General features: G+C 72.7%; 15 protein-coding genes and 1 tRNA gene. 7 read left to right on the forward strand and 9 right to left on the reverse strand.

The genetic code is table 11. From position 1 onward, the window contains the following. Positions 1-127: 127 nt before the first annotated feature. Together ACIP8Z_RS34735 and ACIP8Z_RS34740 are read right to left on the reverse strand one after the other, a co-directional pair. A complete protein-coding gene (locus tag ACIP8Z_RS34735) occupies positions 128-2,698 on the reverse strand; it encodes an ABC transporter permease (RefSeq protein WP_402090532.1) in 2,571 nt (856 codons plus the stop codon). After that, positions 2,695-3,534, reverse strand: a complete 840-nt coding sequence (locus tag ACIP8Z_RS34740) for an ABC transporter ATP-binding protein (protein WP_402090534.1) — start codon at positions 3,532-3,534, stop codon at positions 2,695-2,697. Before ACIP8Z_RS34740 ends, ACIP8Z_RS34735 begins: the two co-directional genes overlap by 4 nt. A gap of 201 nt (positions 3,535-3,735) precedes the next feature. On the opposite strand from ACIP8Z_RS34740, the gene ACIP8Z_RS34745 reads away from it, so the two are divergent. Next, a complete protein-coding gene (locus ACIP8Z_RS34745; RefSeq protein ID WP_402090536.1) occupies positions 3,736-5,283 on the forward strand; it encodes an MFS transporter in 1,548 nt (515 codons plus the stop codon). A gap of 24 nt (positions 5,284-5,307) precedes the next feature. Here the strand turns inward: ACIP8Z_RS34745 and ACIP8Z_RS34750 are convergent, their stop codons facing one another. The 6 genes from ACIP8Z_RS34750 to ACIP8Z_RS34775 form a co-directional block, all read right to left on the reverse strand. Then, positions 5,308-5,895 carry a GNAT family N-acetyltransferase gene (locus tag ACIP8Z_RS34750; RefSeq protein ID WP_402090538.1) on the reverse strand — a complete coding sequence of 196 codons (588 nt, stop codon included), beginning with the start codon at positions 5,893-5,895 and terminating at the stop codon, positions 5,308-5,310. Positions 5,896-6,077: 182 nt separating this feature from the next. Then, a complete protein-coding gene (locus ACIP8Z_RS34755) occupies positions 6,078-8,360 on the reverse strand; it encodes an FG-GAP repeat domain-containing protein (RefSeq protein ID WP_402090540.1) in 2,283 nt (760 codons plus the stop codon). A gap of 67 nt (positions 8,361-8,427) precedes the next feature. After that, positions 8,428-8,811, reverse strand: a complete 384-nt coding sequence (locus ACIP8Z_RS34760) for a VOC family protein (protein WP_402090542.1) — start codon at positions 8,809-8,811, stop codon at positions 8,428-8,430. A 181-nt stretch (positions 8,812-8,992) separates the two neighbouring features. Continuing rightward, positions 8,993-9,871 carry a cellulose-binding protein gene (locus tag ACIP8Z_RS34765; RefSeq protein WP_402090544.1) on the reverse strand — a complete coding sequence of 293 codons (879 nt, stop codon included), beginning with the start codon at positions 9,869-9,871 and terminating at the stop codon, positions 8,993-8,995. Between the two features lie 185 nt (positions 9,872-10,056). After that, entirely contained in the window at positions 10,057-12,645 is a 2,589-nt protein-coding gene (locus ACIP8Z_RS34770; protein WP_402090546.1) for an SUKH-4 family immunity protein, read from the reverse strand. Positions 12,646-12,652: 7 nt separating this feature from the next. Next, positions 12,653-13,651 carry an SMI1/KNR4 family protein gene (locus ACIP8Z_RS34775; protein WP_402090548.1) on the reverse strand — a complete coding sequence of 333 codons (999 nt, stop codon included), beginning with the start codon at positions 13,649-13,651 and terminating at the stop codon, positions 12,653-12,655. 267 nt (positions 13,652-13,918) lie between these two features. Here ACIP8Z_RS34775 and ACIP8Z_RS34780 point away from each other — a divergent pair, with 267 nt between their 5' ends. Together ACIP8Z_RS34780 and ACIP8Z_RS34785 are read left to right on the forward strand one after the other, a co-directional pair. After that, positions 13,919-14,434 carry a YwqJ-related putative deaminase gene (locus tag ACIP8Z_RS34780; protein ID WP_319319150.1) on the forward strand — a complete coding sequence of 172 codons (516 nt, stop codon included), beginning with the start codon at positions 13,919-13,921 and terminating at the stop codon, positions 14,432-14,434. Positions 14,435-14,445: 11 nt separating this feature from the next. Then, positions 14,446-14,937: an SUKH-3 domain-containing protein gene (locus ACIP8Z_RS34785; RefSeq protein WP_266966526.1), complete on the forward strand. Its 492-nt coding sequence runs from the start codon at positions 14,446-14,448 to the stop codon at positions 14,935-14,937. On the opposite strand, the gene ACIP8Z_RS34790 is transcribed toward ACIP8Z_RS34785, so the two are convergent. After that, on the reverse strand, positions 14,900-16,246 hold the full coding sequence (locus ACIP8Z_RS34790) for a sensor histidine kinase (RefSeq protein WP_402090550.1): 1,347 nt from the start codon (positions 16,244-16,246) through the stop codon (positions 14,900-14,902). The two genes, ACIP8Z_RS34785 and ACIP8Z_RS34790, sit on opposite strands and share 38 nt — an antisense overlap. 115 nt (positions 16,247-16,361) lie before the next feature. Here ACIP8Z_RS34790 and ACIP8Z_RS34795 point away from each other — a divergent pair, with 115 nt between their 5' ends. From ACIP8Z_RS34795 to ACIP8Z_RS34810, 4 genes are all read left to right on the forward strand, one after another. Further along, a complete protein-coding gene (locus ACIP8Z_RS34795) occupies positions 16,362-17,234 on the forward strand; it encodes a hypothetical protein (protein ID WP_402090552.1) in 873 nt (290 codons plus the stop codon). Positions 17,235-17,245: 11 nt separating this feature from the next. Next, positions 17,246-17,316: transfer RNA gene (locus ACIP8Z_RS34800), tRNA-Gln, on the forward strand. Positions 17,317-17,423: 107 nt separating this feature from the next. Continuing rightward, on the forward strand, positions 17,424-18,872 hold the full coding sequence (gene glmU, locus ACIP8Z_RS34805) for a bifunctional UDP-N-acetylglucosamine diphosphorylase/glucosamine-1-phosphate N-acetyltransferase GlmU (protein WP_402090554.1): 1,449 nt from the start codon (positions 17,424-17,426) through the stop codon (positions 18,870-18,872). A gap of 121 nt (positions 18,873-18,993) precedes the next feature. Next, positions 18,994-19,968: a ribose-phosphate diphosphokinase gene (locus ACIP8Z_RS34810; RefSeq protein ID WP_030315367.1), complete on the forward strand. Its 975-nt coding sequence runs from the start codon at positions 18,994-18,996 to the stop codon at positions 19,966-19,968. Positions 19,969-20,040 lie beyond the last annotated feature (72 nt).

Raw genomic sequence — 20,040 nt, forward strand, 5'->3', positions numbered from 1 at the left:
CCGGACGGAGTCCGGGGGAGGGTGGGCACCGCCTCGGTGGAGCGAAAGGGCCACTACCCGGGGACGAACCGGGCGGGTGGGTACCGCCCAGCGGTGCGGAGGGGCACAGCGTCGGGGCGGGTGGTTTCTACTCGCTCGCGATCGCGTTCAGGACGTTCATCCGGCCCGCCCTGAACGCCGGGACCAAGGCCGCGAACAGTCCCACGAACGCCGCTCCCACGAACACCGTCAGGATCGTCGGCCACGGGATCTCCAGCACCCCGAGACCCTCCAGCGCGAGGAGCTTCTGGGCCGCCGTGCCCCAGCCCATGCCCAGACCGAGGCCGAGCAGCGCGCCGAACAGGGCGATCACCACCGACTCCAGGCGGATCATGCGCCGCAGCTGGCGGCGGGAGAGGCCGATGGCCCGCATGAGGCCGATCTCCCGGGTCCGCTCGACGACCGACAGGGCCAGGGTGTTCACGACACCCAGGATCGCGACGACGATCGCCAGGGCGAGGAGCCCGTACACGATGTTGAGCAGCTGTCCGACCTGGTCCTGCAGCTGTTCCTTGTAGTCGGCCTGGTTGCTCACCTTGTACTGCGGGTACGGCACGAGCGCGTCCTTGAGGGCCTGGTAGGCCTCGGTCTCCTGGCCGTCCTTCGCGCCGGCGAGCAGGAGCAGGCTCTGCGGCATGCGGTCGGCGGGGACGTACTCGGCGAGGGTGGTGACGTTGATGTACATCGCCCCCTTGTCGACCTGCCCCGTGTCCGCGGTGATCGCCGCGATCTTCAGCTTCGCCTTCTCGCCGCCCTTGAACGCGACGGTCAGCACGTCGCCGACCTTCACCCCGTGCTCGGTGGCGTAGTCGCTGCCGACCGACATCGCGCCCTTGCCGTACGCGTCGGTGAGGGTGCCCGCGGTGGTCTCCCGGCGCAGGTCCTTCACGTACGACGGTTCGGTGGCGGCCAGGTCGGCCGTCGTGGTCTTTCCGCGCGGGTCGGTGACGGTGGCGTCGACCCACCGGTACTCGGTGACGTGGTCGAGGCCCGGGGCCTTCTCCAACGCCGCCTGGGCCTGCGGGACGATCGGCTGCCCGGTGCCGGACCGCACGATGAAGTCGGCGCCGACGGACCGGTCCAGCTCGTCGGTGGCCGAGGCCACCATCGAGGAGCCGACGACCGACAGGGCGGCGACGAGCGCGAGCCCGATCATCAGGGCCGCGGCGGTGGCGCCGGTGCGGCGCGGGTTGCGGAGCGCGTTCCGCTCGGCCATCCGGCCGACCGGGCCGAAGATCCGCAGGACGACGACGCCGAGGGCGCGGACGACCGCACCCGCGAGGAGCGGGCCGACGACGACGAAGCCGAGGAGGGAGAAGAGGACGCCGAGGCCGAGCCAGAGGGAGCCGGGGCCGGCCTCCTCGGCGCGGGCCGCCGCCACGAGCGCGGCCGCTCCGGCCGCGGTGAGGGCGAGACCGATGCCGCCGCGGATCCGGCCGGCCCTGCCGTCGGCGGGGGTGCCCGCGTCGCGGAGGGCGGCCATCGGGGAGATCTTCCCGGCGCGGCGGGCCGGGATGTAGGCGGCGAGGACGGTGACGACGATGCCGAGGACGAGACCGACGGCCGGGGTCGTCCACGCGACGGTGAGGTCGTCGGTGGAGAGCTCCATGCCGATCGAGGACATGAGCTTCATCAGTCCGACGGCGAGTCCGACGCCCGCGCCGACTCCGGCGACGGAGCCGAAGAGGCCGAGGAGCAGCGCCTCGATGAGGACGGAACGGTTCACCTGCTTGCGGCTGGAGCCGATGGCCCGCATGAGGCCGATCTCGCGGGTGCGCTGGGCGACCAGCATCGAGAAGGTGTTGACGATGAGGAAGATGCCGACGAGGAAGGCGATTCCGGCGAAGCCGAGCATCGCGTACTTCATGACGTCGAGGAAGCCGGCGACGTCCTCGCGGCCCGCGTCGGCCGCCTCGGCGGCGGTCTGCAGCGTGTAGCCGCCGCCGATCGAGGCGGCGATGTTCGCCTTGAGGGCGTCGTCGCTGACCCCGGTTCTGGCGTCGGCCGTGATCTGGGTGAACAGGCCTTCCTTGCCAAGGAGTTCGCGCTGGGCGGTGGGCGTCTCGAAGTAGACGACCGTGGCGCCCGGATTGGTGACCTTGAAGTCGACGATGCCGGAGATCTTCGCGGTGAAGTCACCCACGACGGAGATCGTGCGCAGTTCGTCGCCGAGCTTCAGGCCGTGCTTCTCGGCGGTGTCGCCGTCGACGACCACCTCGGTGGGACCGCGCGGCTCATGTCCAGAGGCCATCTCCACCGAACGGAGCTCGTTGGGGCTCCAGTTGACCGCGATGGTCGGCGCGCCGCTGGTGGGCCCGACGTTCTTGTTCTTCGCGTCGACGACGGTGACGCCGGTGGAGACGACCGAGCCCTGCGCGGCCTGGACGCCGTCGGTCCTGCGGACCCGCTCGACCAGCGAGGCCGGGAAGGCCTCGGGGCGGCCGCCCTGGGGCACGTCGCCGGGGTCGGTGTCCTTGGGGCTGACGGTGACGTCGGAGGCGGTCGACGCGAAGAGCTTGTCGAACGTCGTGTTCATGGTGTCGGTGAACACGAGGGTGCCGCTGACGAACGCGACGGACAGCAGGACGGCGATGGCGGAGAGCGCCATGCGTCCCTTGTGCGCGAAGAAGTTGCGCAGCGAGGTCTTCAGGACGCTCATGACGTCCGCCCGCGCGCATCGAAGTCCTTCATGCGGTCGAGGACGGCGTCGGCGGTCGGCCGGAGCATCTCGTCCACGATCCGTCCGTCGGCGAGGTAGAGGACCCGGTCCGCGTAGGAGGCGGCGACGGGGTCGTGGGTCACCATGACGATCGTCTGGCCCAGTTCGTCGACCGAGGTGCGGAGGAAGCCGAGGACCTCGGCGCCAGCCCGCGAGTCCAGGTTTCCGGTCGGCTCGTCCCCGAAGATGATCTCGGGGCGGGCGGCGAGGGCGCGGGCCACGGCCACGCGCTGCTGCTGGCCGCCGGAGAGCTCGTTCGGGCGGTGCTTGAGCCGCTCGGAGAGACCGACGGTGTCGACGACCCGGCGCAGCCACTCGGCGTCGGGCTTGCGGCCGGCGATGTCCATCGGCAGCGTGATGTTCTCGATGGCGCTCAGGGTCGGCAACAGGTTGAACGCCTGGAAGATGAAGCCGATCCGATCCCGGCGCAGCTGCGTCAGCCTCTTGTCCTTGAGCCGGGTGATCTCGGTCTCGTCGAGGAAGATCTCGCCGCTGGTGACGGTGTCGAGCCCGGCGAGGCAGTGCATCAGGGTCGATTTGCCGGAACCCGAGGGTCCCATGATCGCGGTGAACTGTCCGCGGGCGATGTCGACGTCGACGGAGTCCAGCGCGACGACCCGGGTCTCCCCGGAGCCGTACGCCTTGACGACCTGACGCGCCCGCGCAGCGACGGCCGTACTCCCACCCGCCTCCCGACCACCACCCCTCAACGAGGCGCCACGCGCCGCACCTTCGTCATCTCCCCCGTGCCTGGGGATGGTCACAGCCGTGGTCACGGTTTTCTCCTAGCGGTGGCGTGGAGCAGTGGGTGGGTTTGTAAGTTCAAGTTAAGAACCGCGAGGGCGAGTTCTCCTCCTCCGCCGGGACGAAGCGCCCCTGGCCCGTATGGGGGAGACGCCCCTAGGGGTTTCTCCACCCGTGGTCGGGGTGGGACCCTGACCACGATCATTTAGGTGTACGAAGAAAGGAATGCCGCGGTGACGGAGCCGTACGTGAAAGGGGCCGCGACAGCGTCGTCGGCCACCCCAACAGCCCGCCGCGGTCCCGTAGTGGCCGCCCTCATGCTCGGCATGGGGCTCGCCGCCATCGACGGCACCATCGTGTCCACGGCCGTCCCCCAGATCGTCGGCGACCTCGGCGGACTCGCCGTCTTCTCCTGGCTGTTCTCCGGCTATCTGCTCGCCGTGACGGTCACCCTCCCGGTGTACGGGAAGCTCAGCGACACCTTCGGCCGCAAGCCGGTCCTGATCGCCGGGGTCGTCCTCTTCCTCATCGGGTCCCTGCTGTGCGCGGCCGCCTGGAACATGGCCTCCCTCATCGCCTTCCGCGTCGTCCAGGGCCTCGGCGGCGGCGCGCTCCAGGGCACGATCCAGACCATCGCCGCCGACCTGTACCCGCTGAGGGAACGCCCCAAGATCCAGGCCAAGCTCTCCTCCGTGTGGGCCGCGTCCTCGGTCGCCGGCCCGGCGGCCGGCGGACTCCTCGCGGGGTACGCGGACTGGCGCTGGATCTTCCTGATCAACCTGCCGGTGGGGGCGGTGGCGCTGTGGCTGATCGTCAGACACCTGAGGGAACCGGACCGCACCACGCCACGCGCGCGCGTACGCATCGACTGGGCGGGAGCGCTCGCCATCTTCGCCACCGGAGCCCTGCTCCTGACCGCCCTGGTCCAGGGCGGCGTCGCCTGGCCCTGGCTGTCGGCCCCGTCCCTCGGCCTCCTGGCCGGGGCGGCCGTCCTCGGCGCGGTCACGGTCCTCGTGGAGCGGCGCGCGGCCGAACCGATCATCCCCGGCTGGGTCTGGCGCCGGCGCACGATTTCCGCCGTCAACCTCGCGCTGGGCGCGCTGGGCCTGCTCATGGTCGCGCCGACGGTCTTCCTGCCGACGTACGCGCAGTCCGTCCTCGGACTCGGGCCGATAGCGGCCGGGTTCGTCCTCTCGGTGATGACCCTGAGCTGGCCCATCAGTGCGGCGTTCTCGAACCGGGTCTACGGCCGGATCGGCTTCCGCCTCACCGCCGTCATCGGCATCTCACTTGCGCTGCTGCTGCTCCTGGTCTTCCCGTTCCTCCCGTTCCCCGGGGAACCCTGGCAGCCCGCGCTGATCATGCTGCTCCTGGGCGGGGCGCTCGGCCTCTTCCAGCTGCCGCTGATCGTCGGGGTGCAGTCGACCGTCCCGTACGAGGAGAGGGGCACGACCACCGCGTCGGTCCTCTTCTGCCGCCAGGTCGGCCAGAGCGTGGGCGCGGCCCTGTTCGGCGCCGTGGCGAACGGCGTCCTGGCCGCCCGCCTCGGCGGCGGCGACCTGGACACCCTGGCCCGCGCGCTCGACGCCCCCGGCTCCCTGACGGCCGAGGCCATGGACCACCTGCGCCGGGCGGTCGACACGGCGGTGGACTACGTCTTCGTGGGCGCGGCGGGAGCGGCCGCCCTGGCCCTCCTGGTGCTGCTGACCCTCGCCCCGCGCCGCTTCCCGGTCCTGAAGGAGGTCACGGGCGACGACCGGGCCGAAGGGGCACAGGCCTGAGGCGGGTGGGAGTCGACGGCGTCGTCAGATGTCACCCTGGACCAGGGCGTGCAGATGCTCGTCGTGCCATCCGTCCGCGTGCAGGAGGGCACTGCGCATGGTGCCTTCGAAGGAGTACCCCGCCTTCTCCGCCACACGGCAGGAGGCCGCGTTGGCGACCGAGTGGGTCAGCCGCAGGCGATGCAGGCCGAGTTCGTCCAGGGCCCAACGGTTGACACGCTCCGTCGCCTCGACGGCGACGCCCCCGCCCCGCGCCTCCGGCAGCAGCCAGTAGACGATCTCGGCGCTGCCGCCCGCGAGGTCGATGTCGCCCCAGCCGATCATGCCCGCCGCCTCGCGGCCCGGCCGGGCGATGGCCCAGATCGCACTGAGCTCGTCCCGCCACCGCCGGCGCATGCGCTCGATCCGCTGCCGTGCCTCCTCCTGGGAGTCCAGCAGCAGACGGTTCCAGTGGCGGATCGCCTGGTCCTGGCCGGCCGCCAGCAGGGCCCCGGCATCGCTGGACTCCCAGGGACGCAGCTCCCACCCGCTGGGCAGTCCGAGGACGGGTTGCTCCATGCCGGCCAGCCGGCCGGCGGGAACGGCGGGCGGCAGGCGCCGGGAAGAGATCATCGCGGCATCGTGCCACACACGCCCCGGCCCCGGTCCGGAGGTCTCGGACGGGGGCCGGGGTGTTGCTCGTCGACGCGCTCGCACCCGACCACCGGGGCCGGAGCCGGTGCCGGAGCCGGTGCCGGTGCCGGAGCCGGAGCCGGTGCCGGAGCCGGAGCCGGTGCCGGTGCCCGAGGCTCGCGCTAGAAGGCGGCGTCGTAGGACGAGTCCTGGGTCAGGCTCACACGGGCGCCCGGCTTGAAGGGCGCCCGCCAGTCGCCCGTACCCGCGTAGAAGGTCTCGTCGCCGTTCCAGGCGACGAGGTCGGCGCGTCCGTCGCCGTTGGCGTCACCGACGGCGGTGAGCCCGGTGAAGGCACCCCAGCCGGTGCCGACCCGGGTGCGGGCGGCGAAGGTGCCGTCGCCCTTGCCGAGGTAGAGCCAGAGGACGCCGGCCCTGTCGCGGGCGAGGAGGTCACCGGCCGGGCCGCCGGCGAGGTTCCCCACGGCCGCGATCTCGTTGTAGACGCCCCAGCCGCCGCCCATCGCCTTGCGGGCGGAGAAGGGGCCGGCGGCGTTCCCGGTGCCCGGGTAGAGCCACAGGACGCCGGACTTGTCCGTGGCCAGAACGTCCGGACGGCCGTCGCCGGTGACGTCGCTGCCGGCCGCGATCCGGTCGTACGTCTGCCAGCCGCCACCGATCCGGGTGCGGCCGGAGAGGGGCGCGGCCCGGTCGCCGGTGCCCTGGTAGAGCCAGAGGACGCCGGTCGTGTCCCGGGCGAGGACGTCGGGGGCGGCGGTGCCCGCGGTGTTCCCGGCGCTTTCGATCCGGTCGTAACTCCCCCAGCCGCCGCCGATCCGCGAGGCGCCCGTGTCCGTCAGGGATCCGCCCGGCGCGGCGGGCCGGGTGCCGAAGCGCCACAGCACACCGTCGGCGGCGTCCCGGACGAGGAGGTCGGCCGTACCGTCGTCGTTGTAGTCGTGCGGGGCGGCGGGGCGGGTCACGGTGAACCGGCCGGTGGAGACCAGCTCGGGGCCGATGCCGTCGTCCGGGCGGGCGGTGAGCTCCCACTCGTACGCGCCGTTGGCGGCGGGGCTCCCCCAGTCCCGGCCCTCCAGGTCCTTTCCGTCCCAGTGCCAGGTGAACCGGCCCGGCATCCCGGGGGCGGCGCCGGACGGGGCGGACAACCGTTGGCGCACCGTCTGCCGGCTGGGCACGTGGGTCAGCGTCAGCCACACCTTGCTGTCCCCCCGGGACAGGTCCCAGGCGAAGTCGACCCCGCGCCCGACCTGGTCGCCGGTGAGCGTGGTCGGGGTGGTGGAGCCGGTGAGGGTGACGACGGTCGACTGCCCGGTGGACGCGACCGGTTCGACGTCCGGCCGGCCGCCGTCGGCGCGCGGCGAGATCCGGTAGAGGCCCTCGCCGTGCTCGGGGGTGCCACCGCGCACCAGGAGGCTGCCGCCGGGGCCGGCGACGGCGGAGGAGAACGCGGTGAGGAGGACGGACTTCTCGCCGGTCTCGATCGACTGGAGGGTGAACGGCCGTACGGTGTCGGCCTCCGCGCCGCCCGACGCGTCGATGTGGGCCTTCCGGCCGGATGCGACCCAGCCGCCGACGAGGTACACGGGGTCTTCCAGGGCATCGTCCGAGGGGAGCCACACCTCTCCGGGCGTGCCGATCCGGTGCGCGACGATCCCGCGGACGGAGCGGCTTCCCGACATCCGCGCTTCACGCCAGGCCACATGCGTGCCGGAGACGGCGCCGTCGCGGGCCCACTCGTCCCTGGTCTGGGAGTACCAGCGCGACGAGTCCGAGGCGAGATCGACGAGGACCTTGACGTCCGACCCGGTCTGTTCGAGGTGGCACTCGTACAGCGCGGAACCGGTGGTGACCCAGCCCTCGCGGCCGTGGTAGCAGTCGAGTCCGGGTGATCCGGCCACCCATCTGGGCTTCGGCGTGCCGCCGTCGAGCGTGGCGGCGTACTGCCTCACGGAGCCGCCGTCCTCGTACTTCCCGAGGAGCAGGGTGTCGCCGGCCAGGCCCTCGAAGAAGTAGCCGTGGCCGAGTGCTTCGAGGTCCACCTCCTGCGGGGCGGGGACAGCCGTGGCGGGCGTCGACAGGTCGTAGACCCGCAGCACCCGGCCGGCGACCGGGGCGGAATTGTCGACGGTGACGACGAGGTCCGAGCCGCCGGCGGCCGCGATGGTGGCTCCGGGCAGGACGACCGACGAACCGTCCGCGTACCGGGTCCAGCGGAACTCGGGCGTACCGCCCCGGGTCTTCGTCAGGAAGCCGCTCGGGCCCGCGCCGACGACGTCCGCGTCACGCGGGAACGGCACGGCGGTCGGACCGGCCTCCTGCGTGGTGCCCGAGACGACGGCTGCCGCCGTGGCCGGGGACGCGGTGAGCGTGCCGCCCGTGGCGGCAAGAGTGACAGTGACGGCGACGGCCGCGAAACGGCGGCCGCGCGTGCGTGTGACGTGCATGAATGGGTTCCTCCCGTGGAAAGGGGAGGCTAACCGACACGCACTTTGCGGCCACTACCGGCCTCCGTCACGCGCCGTCCCGCCGCTTCCTGGGCGAGAGGCAGAAGGGGTGCCCCGCCGGGTCCAGGACCACCCGCCACAGATCGGAGCGCGGCTGCGCCTCCGGCACGGTCGCGCCCCACTCGACGAGCCGGGCCACCGCCTCGTCCAGGTCGTCGACGTCGAAGTCGAGGTGCAGCTGCTGCGGCACGTCCTGACCGGGCCAGGTCGGGGGGCGGTGGTCGTCGACGCGCTGGAAGCCGAGGAGCAGCCCGTGCTCACCGCCGCCGACACCCGCGAACTCGCCGTCCGACCGCTCGTGGAGCGGCAGCCCGGTGGCCCGGTGGTAGAAGTCGGCGAGGGCCAGGGGGTCGGCGCAGTCGAGATTCACGGCGGTCGGTCGCATCAACATACGCGGGAGTCTAGGAAGTTCGGGCGAGAGCGAGGCCGTGCGGGCCCAGGCCGCCCGACGGACGCACGCCCAGGCCACCCGACGGCCGCACGCCCAGGCCACCCGACGGCCGCACGCCCAGGCCACCCGACGGCCGCACGCCCAGGCCGCCCGACGGTGCGGGCCCCGGCCGCCAGGCCCGCTACTCGTCGTCCCCGCCCGTCGTCCCCGCGCGCCCCGTCAACGCCGCCAGCGCGTTGCGGATGTGGTCCATGTGGCCGTGGATCTCGTCCCTGGCTTCCTCGTGCTCCCGCAGCACCCGCTCCGTCTCGCGCTCGACCCGCTCCGCCCTCATCCGGGCCTCCGCGAGCAGCCCGCCCGCTCTCGCCTCCGCGTCCTCCTGGCCGTGCCGGGCCTGCTCCTCGGTCTCCGCCAGGGACCGCTGCGCCTCCGCGAGCCTCGCCTCCGCCGCGGCCGTCAGCTCCTCGTGGTGGGCGTCCAGGGCTGCCGCCCGGCCCTCCGCCGCGCGCTCCGCCTCCTCCCGTACGGCCGTCTGCTCCGCGTCCTGCTCCGCGAGGAGGTCCGCCGCGCGCCGCTCGGTCTCCTCGAAGGCCTCCCGCGCCCCGGCCAGCCGCTCCTCCGCCTCGCGCCGCGCCTCCGTCGTCAGCTCCTCGGCCCGCGCCCGTGCCGTCGCCAGGGTCGCGCCGGCCGCCGCGTCGGCCGCCGCCCGGACGCCCTCCGCGTACGCCCGCGCCGCCTCAGCCGCCTCCCGGCCGGCTTCCTCCGCCGCCTCGGCGAGGGACTGCGCCTCCGCCTCTGCGGCCCGTACGAGCGACTCGTCCTCCCGCTCCGCCAGCTCCAGGATCTTCCCGGCCCGGTCGCCGAGAGCCTCGTACCGGTGCGGCACCAACGCCTCCACGGCGGCGCGCAGCCGGGCCGCCTCGGCCTCCATCTCCTTCGCGAGGACGGTGAGCCGCGCGGCCCGCTCCCAGGCGCCGTCACGGTCCTCGGAGAGCGCGGCGAGGTGGCGGTCGACCTGCTCGGGCCGATACCCGCGCCCCCGTCCGACAGCGAAACTCATCCCTGGCGCCCCTTCCCTGTGCCCGACCCGAACGTCCCCGACCCGAAAGTCCAGGATGCTGCATCAGAACGGACAAAAGGCGCCCAACGTGCATACACGTCGAGCGCCTTTCATCACATTCTGTCCAGCGGAGTCTGTCCAGCGGCGCCGGCGGGAAACCCCGGCCCCACCTTCTGCACAGCCTTCTACAGGAGCCCGTCCCACATCTGTTCGAGCAGCACCGACCACCAGTTCTCCGGCGACGACAGCGCCGCCGGGTCCAGCATCGCCAGCTGCGCCTGGAAGTCGACCGTCCAGCGGCCCGCCTGCTCCGGGTTCAGCCCGAACCTCAGCCGCCACATCCGGCCGAGCAGCGCCATCGCGCGCGTGAACTCCGGCAGCCCGGTGTTCACGAACTGCGGCGGCACCGGCTGCCCGCCGGGACCGGCCTCCACCGGCACCGCCACGATGTGCGCGGTCCCGTACTGGACACAGATCGCCCGGCCGAAGTCCGAACCGAGCACCAGGTACGAACTCGCGTCCGGCGCTGCCTGGACCTGCCGCTGCGCCGCGAGCTCCGCCAGCGTCGGCACCACCGGCACCGCGGGCTGCGCCCAGAAGAACGGCCCGAAGTCCGCCGGCAGACCCGCCCACACCAGGGTGCGCGCCACCAGCTCCGGCACGCCCTGCCGCGACACGGCGCGCTGGTCGAAGCGGAGGATGCCGGGACCGAACGCCCCGGCCAGCTCCTGCGCGATCGCCTCCGGCGGAACCGGCGGCGCCGGCTGCACCTGCGGCAGCGGCGCCCGCACCGGCGCCGGGCGCGCGGGACCGTCCGCGACCTGGTGCAACTCGCCCTGATGGGTGAGGAGTTGCCGCATGCCCTGCTGACGGCCCGCGTGATCACGGCCGTACGGGGCGATGCTGGTGATCCGCGCCTGCGGCCAGGTCTCCCGGATCATCCGCGCGCAGTAACCACCGGGCAGCTCACAGGACTCCAGCTCCGTGTGGAGTTCGAGCACCTGCTGCGGCGGCACGTTCATCGCGCGCAGCTCGTGCAGGATCTGCCACTCCGGATGCGGGGTGCCCGGCGCCGAACGCCGGATGATCTGCGCCTCGGAACCGTCGGGCGCGCGATAGCGCAGCACCGCCTGGTAGCCGGGACCGACGGTCGGCTGACCCGTCGGCTGCGGATAGCCGTACGCGGGGGGTACGGCCCCGGGACCCGGAACCGGACCGGGTACGGGACCCGGAGCGGGCGGCGGTACGTGACCGCCGTGCAGCGGCGGCGGCGGAGCGGGCGGCCCCGGGGGCTGCGGCACCGTCGGACCGGCCGGACCCGGGTGGGCCAGCATCGTCGCGGCGTGCTCGATACCGCCCGCGGACGGACCGGGCACACCCGGCGGCGGCGGGGGCGGCGGAGGCGCGCCCGGACCGCCCTGGTTCGGGTGCGCCAGCATCGTCGCCGCGTGGTGCACGGGCTGCGGCGGCGTCGGCGGACCGGGCGGGGCCGGAGCGGGCGGCGGGCCGGGCGGACCCGGCTGCGCGGGCGGCTTGGGCCCCTCGGGCCCGAGCTGCGACACCAGCTGGGTGGGGATGTACGCGCCGGCGCCCGACGAGCCACCGGGGACACCCGGGGCTCCCGGCGGCGGCGGGGGCGCCGCCGGACCGCGCCCGCTCTTCGGCGACAGCGCGGCCTTGCTGGTCGCCGCGTCCGCGATGTCCCGGGCACCCGGCGCCGAGGGCGCGGGCGCGGGGGGCGGCGGCGCACCGGCGCCGGCGGCCTGCGGAGGCGCGGGAGCATGGGGCGCGGACGGTGCGGCCGGCCCGGACGGTGCGGCCGGGCCCGCCGGAGCGCCGCCCAGCGGCGGCGCGGACGGGTCGAGCCGAGGCGCGACGGCGGTCGGCGGCAGCGCGCTGCCGCCCTTCATCAGGGCGGTCGGCGCGTCGGCACCCACCTGCGGCGGCGGGGTGTCCTCGTCGTCCGTCCCCGAGAGCGCGGGCGCGAACACGGTCGCGGGCAACGGCACCGCCCCGTCCGCACCACCGGAACTCGCGTTCGCATCGGCCCACGGACTCGGCGCGGGCGGCGGAGTCTGCGCGGGCACGGAAACCGGCGGCGTGACGGGTGGCGCGACCGGAGGCACCACGGGCGCGACGGGAGCCGCGGCGGCGGGCGCCGGGGCCGCAGGGGCCGAAGCCGCACCCGCACCCGGCGTCTCCGCCGGAACCCCGTCCATCGCGGTCGGCTCGTAGGCGACGGCACCCGCCACCGCGGACACCCCCGCGCCCTCCGACGAGGAGGACGACGAGGCGACCGAGGCCGAAGGCCCGGTCTCCGCCGCCGCCACCGGCTCCGACGCGTCGTCCATCGACGCCACCGAACTCCCGCTCTCCTGCGAGGCGTTCGGCTGCTTGGGCAGCCCGATCCGGTCCGCCGCGTCCTGCAGCCACTCCGGCGGACTCAGCAGGAACGACGTCTGGTTCAGATCGATCCGCGCCGCCGGCACGGCCGCCTGCGCCGGAACCTCCTCCGAGGTCCCGTACTCCTCCTCGTACCGGCGGATCACCTCACCCACCGGCAGCCCCGGCCACAGCGTCGCCTCACCGCTGTCCCGGGCGATCACCAGGCGCTGCCGCCCGCCGTCCGACGTCGGACCGCCCTCGCGGTCCTCCGCCCACACCACGAACCCCAGCTCGAACTCCCGCACCCGCACCTCACGGTGCTGATACGACGGCAGGTCGCCGTTGATCCATTCCTCGGCGCGCTCCTGCGCCTGCGCGAACGTCACCACAGCCCACTCACTCCCCCACCGGGACGACCGGCACCGCACGCGCGAAGCCACCGTCCACCATCAGGTTCGCCACCGTCTCCAGCTCCGGCGGATTGCCCGCGAGCCGCTGCAGAAACGCGTCGAAGTCCGCACCGCAGGGCAGCAGCAGCCGCTGCACCCGATCGGCCACCGTCCAGCCCGCCGCCACCTCGCCGGAGTCCCGGGCGTCGTCGTACGCGCAGAACCACACCGAACCGACCCCCTCACCCCGCACCTTCAGCGCGATCAGACCGCCCTGGACGAAGGCGACGCCCAGATAGTCCTTGGTCAGATGGTCACGGAGACACTTGTTGACGTAGACGAGGTCGTTGATCCCCGCCTCCTCCCGCACCGTGAAGAACGGCTGGTCGACCAGGAGCCCCAGCTCCGCGTCGAGCGCCGCACCCACCGGGGCGCATCCGCCGGCCGCCCGCAGGAACGAGCGGTACGCACCCGGAAGCCGGTAGCCGAGATCCTCCTCGACGCCCTGGAGCTGCTGCTCCGACACCGACACCAGGCCCTTCGGCAGCCCGAAGTGCGCCGGCCGGGTCTCCTGCAGCGGGCGCGTGCCCCGCTTCGTGTGGTCCACGGCGGCCGTCGCCACCCCGCCGTGATGGCGCAGCAGGGCCTTCACCTCGACCGGGACCAGCTCCATCCGACGACTGCGGGCCACGTGGTGCCAGGTCCAGCCGTGCGGCGTCGCCACCGACGGAATCGTGTCCCACAGCTCATGACCGGTGGCCGCCATCGCCGCGTTCGCGGACACGTAGTCCGTGAGCCGCAGCTCGTCGACGCCGAAACCCTCCGGCGGGTCGGCGATCTCCGCCGCCGCGCGCGCGTACGGCGAGAAGTCCGGATGACCGAACTCGTCCACCCGCACCCCTCGCGGGTGCCGGGAGGCCCGGACCGGGTCCGGGAAGTGCACGACCTGCCCGGCATAGGCCGCGTTCGGTGGCGCGGTGTCCTGCCCGAGCCGACCTGTCGTCATGGCGGTTGCCCCCTGCACTGGCGTCGCTGACTGCTACTACCCGCAGCCGCTGGCTGCTCCTGACTGATGCCGCACAGCCTATGCGCTGGCACAAGAGCCCGAACCGGCCCGATCCGACGGTGACCAACTGTCACGACGCCATGACAGGTGCACCATGATTCCGACACACCGAAGGCGCGTTTCGGCGCCCCAGCTTCCCCATATGGCTCCCTATTTGGCAGGCTGTCCACGCAACTCGGGGGATTGCAGGAGGGGAAGACCAGCACCATGCACGCAGCACCGACGCCCACACAGGGTGACCCACGCCTCAACTGGAGCAGCAGCGCCGACACCACGCGCGCTCCGTTACTGCGTCAGCGCCGCGACGGCATCCTTCCCACCGTCGGGGCCGCCCTCTCCGTCCGCGGCGAGACGACCCTCACCTGCACCGCCGGCCGCGGCGACCGGCCGCCCACCCTGCACGCCCTCGTCCAGGACTTCCTGGACACCCTCACCAGCGGCCAGCGCGAACGCTTCACCGGACGCTGTCCCGAGGCGATCCTGCTCTCCCGGCACCTGACCGCCACCGAGAACGCCCGCTCCAGACGCGCCCAGCGCAAACCGCTCACCCCCGGCGAGGCCCGCCGCTCCCTCAAGCACGCCAAGCTCACCGCACGGCACATCCGCGAGGACGGCGACCCCCTGCACGGCAGCTACGCCGCACCCTGCCGCTCCTGTACGGCGATGCTCGCCCACTTCGGTGTCCGCACCGTCGACCCCACCACGCCTGTCGAGAACGGCTGACCGCACCCCTCATGCCCGACCACCTCAGCACCACCCGGTTCCCGGTCAACGTCGACGCCGCCCTCCGCGAGGCCGGCTGGCAGCCCGGCCGCTGGGACATCAAGCTCGCCGAAGAATGGGCCGACACCCTGCGCGCCCACCTCTCCCCCGCGGGACACCGGCACAGCGTCTTCCCCGCCGTCGTCGAGGCCTGGGCCGAGTTCGGCGGCCTGCGGATCACCGCCCCCGGCCACGGCCGCCAGATAGCGCCCGCCGCCGTCCGCTTCGACCCGCTCGCCGGGCTCCACCTCTCCCGCACCCTCGGGGACCTCGGCCGCGCCCTGGACACGGAGCTCGCGCCGCTCGGCGAGGAGGGCGACCACCAGGCGATCCTCGCCATGGACATGGAGGGGCGGGTCTACAGCCTCGACCACGCGGGCGACTGGTACCTCGGCAAGGACATCGACGCGGCGCTCTCGACCCTCGTCACGGGCGCGCAGCCGACCCGCCTGACGGCGGGGTGAGTGTCGGCAGCACCGCCGACACCCTGAATCCGCCCGCGTCGGTCGCGCCGGAGACGAACACCCCGCCGAGCCGCAGCACGCGCTCCCGCATGCCGACGAGCCCGTTCCCGCCGCTCGGCAGCCGTACGTCGGCGACGCCCGCGTCCGAGGGACACGGGCCGTTCTCCACCTGCATCGCGACCTCGGCCTCCCGGTGGGCGAGCCGCACCACGACCTCGGCGCCCGCCGCGTGCTTGTGGACGTTGGTCAACGCCTCCTGCACCACCCGGTACGCCGTGCGCTCCACCTCCGGCGGGTAGTCCCGCGCGTCGCCGATGACGACGAACTCCACCACCACCCCCGCGAGCCGGGACTGCTCGCACAGTCCCTCCAGCGCGTCCAGACGGGGCCCGTCCTCGGCGGCGGCCTCCGCGGCAGCGGCGGCCGCCCTCCCGACGGCCGCGAGCGGCACAGGAGCGGGGGCCACCGGAGCGGTCCCCTCCCGCAGCACCCCCAGCATCTCCCGCAACTCGGTCAACGCCTGGCGCCCCATGTCCCCCACCAGGGCGGCGTTGCGCACGGCTTTCTGCGGATCCTTCAACGCCACCGCCTGCAGCGCCGCCGCGTGCACCACCATCAGCGAGACCCGGTGCGCCACCACGTCGTGCATCTCACGGGCGATCCGCGTCCGCTCCTCCTGCCGCGCCCACTGCGCCCGCTGCTCCGCCCGGTCCGCGAGGAGCGACAGCTCCTGCTCCAGACTGTCCGCCCGCTCCCGCAGACTCTCCATGAGCCGGCGGCGCGCCCCTATGTAGAGGCCGAAGAGCAACGGCGGCGCGTTGAGCCCGAGCGTCATGAAGAGCGAGACGACCGGCACGTACCAGCCGCTCGGGTCGATGTCGGGCTCCCCGACATCGGCCTGGGCGATGTCCTGCCGCATCCGGACCACGGTCACGACGAACACGGCGACCGTCGACATCCCGGCGAGCACCGCGGTGATCCGCCGGGGCACCTCGGAGGCGGCGAGCGAGTAGAGCCCGACGATCCCCATGAGGAAGCCCATCTCGGCGGGCGCCACGGCGATCGACACGAGCACGACCCCGATGGGCCACCGCCGCCGCACGAGCAGCACGGCCCCGACGACGAACCCGAACAGCACCCCGACGGGCACGGGCAGCGAGGCCTGCTCGGCGAACCGCACCCCTTCGAGCGCGCACTCGACGGCGGACACGAGGGCGAGCCCCGCGTCGAGGACGACACTCCGCCGTCTCCCCCACCACCACCAATTCCCGACGCCCACGGCGTCCCGGTCTGCCCCCGTTGCGGTCATGTCCACCACCCTACGGGCGAGCCCTTGCGTCAACGCGGCACACACCAGTCCCTCGAACTGTTGAATCGACAAGGCTTTCGACCTGGACGTCCACATTCCGGACGATGGTGTTCGCATGACAGCCGAAACGAGCAGGTACGCGGACTTCGAGGGCTTGCGGGAGCAGGCGCTCGCGCTCCGCCGTGAGGGGCTCAGCCGCCGCCGGATCCGGGATCGCCTCCACATCGACAACAACGACCTCCTCAACCGCCTCCTCGAAGGCGAACCGCCGCCGGAGTGGACGAAACGCCCCAACGCCAAGGACGACCTGCGCGACCGGGCGAGGGAGCTTCGCCTCCAGGGCATGACGTACGACCGGATCCAGCTGGAGCTGGGCTGCTCGAAGAGCTCGATCTCGCTGTGGGTACGGGATCTGCCGAAGCCCGAACGGAAGCGGTCCCGCGAGGAGGCCTCCGAGATCGCCCGCAGAGGATGGGAGCCGGTCCTGCGCCGGAGGGAGGAGGAACGGCGGGCCACCAAGGACACGGCGGCCGCTGAGATCGGCGAGATGTCCGAGCGCGAGCTCTTCCTGCTGGGGGTGGGGCTCTACTGGGCGGAGGGCACCAAGGACAAGGAGCACGCCCGCCGGGAGCGCGTGACGTTCGTGAACAGCGACCCCGGGATGATCCGGGTCTTCACCGCCTGGCTGGACCTCCTCCGCATCGACCCCGCGCGCAGGAGGTACTACGTGATGATCCACGAGACCGCCGACGCCGCGGCCGCCGAGCTGTACTGGAGCGATCTCGTCGGCGTCGACGCCTCGACGTTCAACAAGACCACCCTCAAGCGCCACACGCCCCGCACCAACCGCAAGAACGTCGGCGACGGCTATCACGGGTGCCTCGTGATCCAAATCCTCGGGAGCGCCGATCTGTACCGTCGCATCGAGGGCGCCTGGTGCGGCATAGTAGGGGCGGCCAGGACTACCCAGGCGGGTATTCGGGCATAGAGGGCGAACCATCCCGGATCGTCTAAGGGCAGGACAAATGGTTTTGGTCCATTGAATGAGGGTTCGAATCCTTCTCCGGGAGCCTGTGAGCGGGTCCTGACCACCACGGTCAGGACCCGCGCTCATGTCCGCCCCCTTGCCCCCCGGTATCCTTCGTGCGTCCACCACCCAAAGCCGAAGGGCATTCCCGTGAGCGCCAATCGCCCGGCAGCCGTCGTCGTCCTCGCAGCGGGTGAGGGCACCCGCATGAAGTCGAAGACCCCCAAGGTCCTCCACGAGATCGCCGGGCGGTCGCTCGTCGGGCATGTCGTGTCCGCCGCCCGCGAGCTGGAGCCCGAGCACCTCGTCGTGGTCGTCGGGCACGCCCGCGAGCTGGTGAGGGGGCACCTGGAGGAGCACTACGCGGGGACCCGCACCGCCGTCCAGGAAGAGCAGAACGGCACCGGGCACGCGGTGCGGATGGCCCTGGAAGAGCTCGGGCAGGCGCCCGAGGGAACCGTGGTCGTCGTCTGCGGCGACACCCCGCTGCTGTCCGGCGAGACGCTGCGCGCCCTCGCCGACACCCACGCCGCCGACGGCAACGCCGTCACCGTGCTGAGCGCCGAGGTCCCCGACTCCACCGGGTACGGGCGGATCGTGCGGGACCCGGCGACCGGGGCCGTGACCGAGATCGTCGAGCACAAGGACGCCTCCGACGAACAGCGCGCCATCCGGGAGATCAACTCCGGCGTGTTCGCCTTCGACGGGCAGCTGCTCGCCGACGCCCTCGGCAAGGTCCGGACGGACAACAGCCAGGGCGAGGAGTACCTCACCGACGTGCTGAGCATCCTGCGTGAGGCCGGGCACCGCGTCGGCGCCTCCGTCGCCGGCGACCACCGCGAGATCCTCGGGATCAACAACCGCGTGCAGCTCGCCGAGGCCCGCGCCCTGCTGAACCAGCGGCTGATCGAGCGGGCCATGCTCGCCGGTGTGACCGTGGTCGACCCCGCGTCCGTCCTCGTGGACGTCACCGTGACCTTCGAACCCGACGCCGTCGTCCTGCCCGGCACCCAGCTCCTCGGGGCGACCCACATCGGCGAGGACGCCGTGGTCGGCCCGAACACGCGCCTGAAGGACACCCGCGTCGACAAGGGCGCCCGGGTGGACAACGCCGTCGCCGACTCCGCCGTCATCGGCGAGGGCGCCTCCGTCGGGCCGTTCGCGTACCTCCGTCCGGGCACGAACCTCGGCCGGAAGTCCAAGGCCGGCACGTACGTCGAGATGAAGAACGCGACGGTCGGCGAGGGCACCAAGGTCCCCCATCTGTCGTACGTGGGCGACGCCACGATCGGCGAGTACACGAACATCGGCGCGGCGAGCGTCTTCGTGAACTACGACGGCGAGGCGAAGCACCACACCACGGTCGGCTCCCACTGCAAGACCGGTTCGGACAACATGTTTGTGGCTCCCGTCACCATCGGAGACGGCGCCTACACCGCAGCGGGCTCCGTGATCACGAAGGACGTCCCGGCCGGTGCGCTGGCCGTCGCCCGGGGCCAGCAGCGGAATATCGAGGGTTGGGTGGCCCGGAAGCGTCCCGGCAGCGCTGCCGCGCAGGCCGCTCAGGCCACCACGGAGGACTCCGCCGGCGAAAGCTGACCGGAAACGGGTACGTCGAACTCGGCGTACCGTGATACGTGCACACAAATTCGGCTGGCTCGCACACGCGCACGACAGCTCGTGGAACGCGGCCAGACAACACGTCTGAGGAGACAGTGCTGTGACCGGGATCAAGACGACCGGCGAGAAGAAGCTGATGCTCTTCTCCGGCCGCGCCCACCCCGAGCTGGCCGAGGAGGTCGCGCACCAGCTGGGCGTCGGCCTCGTTCCGACCAAGGCGTTCGACTTCGCCAACGGTGAGATCTACGTCCGCTTCCAGGAGTCGGCCCGTGGCGCGGACTGCTTCCTGATCCAGAGCCACACGGCTCCGATCAACAAGTGGATCATGGAGCAGCTGATCATGATCGACGCTCTGAAGCGGGCCTCCGCCCGGAGCATCACCGTGATCATCCCGTCGTACGGCTACGCCCGTCAGGACAAGAAGCACCGCGGCCGCGAGCCGATCTCGGCGCGTCTGGTCGCGGACATGCTGAAGACGGCCGGCGCGGACCGCATCCTGACGGTGGACCTGCACACGGACCAGATCCAGGGCTTCTTCGACGGCCCGGTGGACCACCTGTCGGCGCTGCCGGTGCTCGCGGACTACGTGGGCGCGAAGGTCGACCGCTCCAAGCTGACGATCGTCTCCCCGGACGCGGGCCGCGTGCGGGTCGCCGACCGCTGGTGCGACCGCCTGGACGCGCCGCTGGCGATCGTGCACAAGCGTCGTGACAAGGACGTCGCCAACCAGGTCACCGTGCACGAGGTCGTCGGTGACGTGAAGGGCCGCGTCTGTGTCCTGGTGGACGACATGGTCGACACCGGTGGCACGATCTGCGCCGCGGCGGACGCCCTGTTCGCGCACGGCGCGGAGGACGTCATCGTGACGGCCACGCACGGCATCCTGTCGGGGCCGGCCGCGGACCGTCTGAAGAACTCCAAGGTGAGCGAGTTCGTGTTCACGGACACGCTGCCGGTGCCGGGCGCGCTGGAGCTGGACAAGATCACGGTGCTGTCGATCGCGCCGACGATCGCGCGTGCGGTGCGCGAGGTGTTCGAGGACGGTTCGGTGACGAGCCTCTTCGAGGAGCACTGAGCCGCAGCAGGACGCGCGTGAGGGCCGTTTCCCCGTTCGGGGGAGCGGCCCTCCGCCGTGTTTGAGTGATCG

This window comes from Streptomyces sp. NPDC088553, assembly GCF_044752965.1.
Lineage (GTDB): Bacteria > Actinomycetota > Actinomycetes > Streptomycetales > Streptomycetaceae > Streptomyces.

What these genes read in the sequence shown, in the direction of transcription:
- ACIP8Z_RS34735 (WP_402090532.1), bottom strand. Translation starts at nt 2,698, where the DNA reads ATGAGCGTCCTGAAGACCTCGCTGCGCAACTTCTTCGCGCACAAGGGA.
- ACIP8Z_RS34750 (WP_402090538.1), bottom strand. Translation starts at nt 5,895, where the DNA reads ATGATCTCTTCCCGGCGCCTGCCGCCCGCCGTTCCCGCCGGCCGGCTG.
- ACIP8Z_RS34755 (WP_402090540.1), bottom strand. Translation starts at nt 8,360, where the DNA reads ATGCACGTCACACGCACGCGCGGCCGCCGTTTCGCGGCCGTCGCCGTC.
- ACIP8Z_RS34760 (WP_402090542.1), bottom strand. Translation starts at nt 8,811, where the DNA reads ATGTTGATGCGACCGACCGCCGTGAATCTCGACTGCGCCGACCCCCTG.
- ACIP8Z_RS34765 (WP_402090544.1), bottom strand. Translation starts at nt 9,871, where the DNA reads ATGAGTTTCGCTGTCGGACGGGGGCGCGGGTATCGGCCCGAGCAGGTC.
- ACIP8Z_RS34775 (WP_402090548.1), bottom strand. Translation starts at nt 13,651, where the DNA reads ATGACGACAGGTCGGCTCGGGCAGGACACCGCGCCACCGAACGCGGCC.
- ACIP8Z_RS34780 (WP_319319150.1), top strand. Translation starts at nt 13,919, where the DNA reads ATGCACGCAGCACCGACGCCCACACAGGGTGACCCACGCCTCAACTGG.
- ACIP8Z_RS34785 (WP_266966526.1), top strand. Translation starts at nt 14,446, where the DNA reads ATGCCCGACCACCTCAGCACCACCCGGTTCCCGGTCAACGTCGACGCC.
- ACIP8Z_RS34790 (WP_402090550.1), bottom strand. Translation starts at nt 16,246, where the DNA reads ATGACCGCAACGGGGGCAGACCGGGACGCCGTGGGCGTCGGGAATTGG.
- ACIP8Z_RS34795 (WP_402090552.1), top strand. Translation starts at nt 16,362, where the DNA reads ATGACAGCCGAAACGAGCAGGTACGCGGACTTCGAGGGCTTGCGGGAG.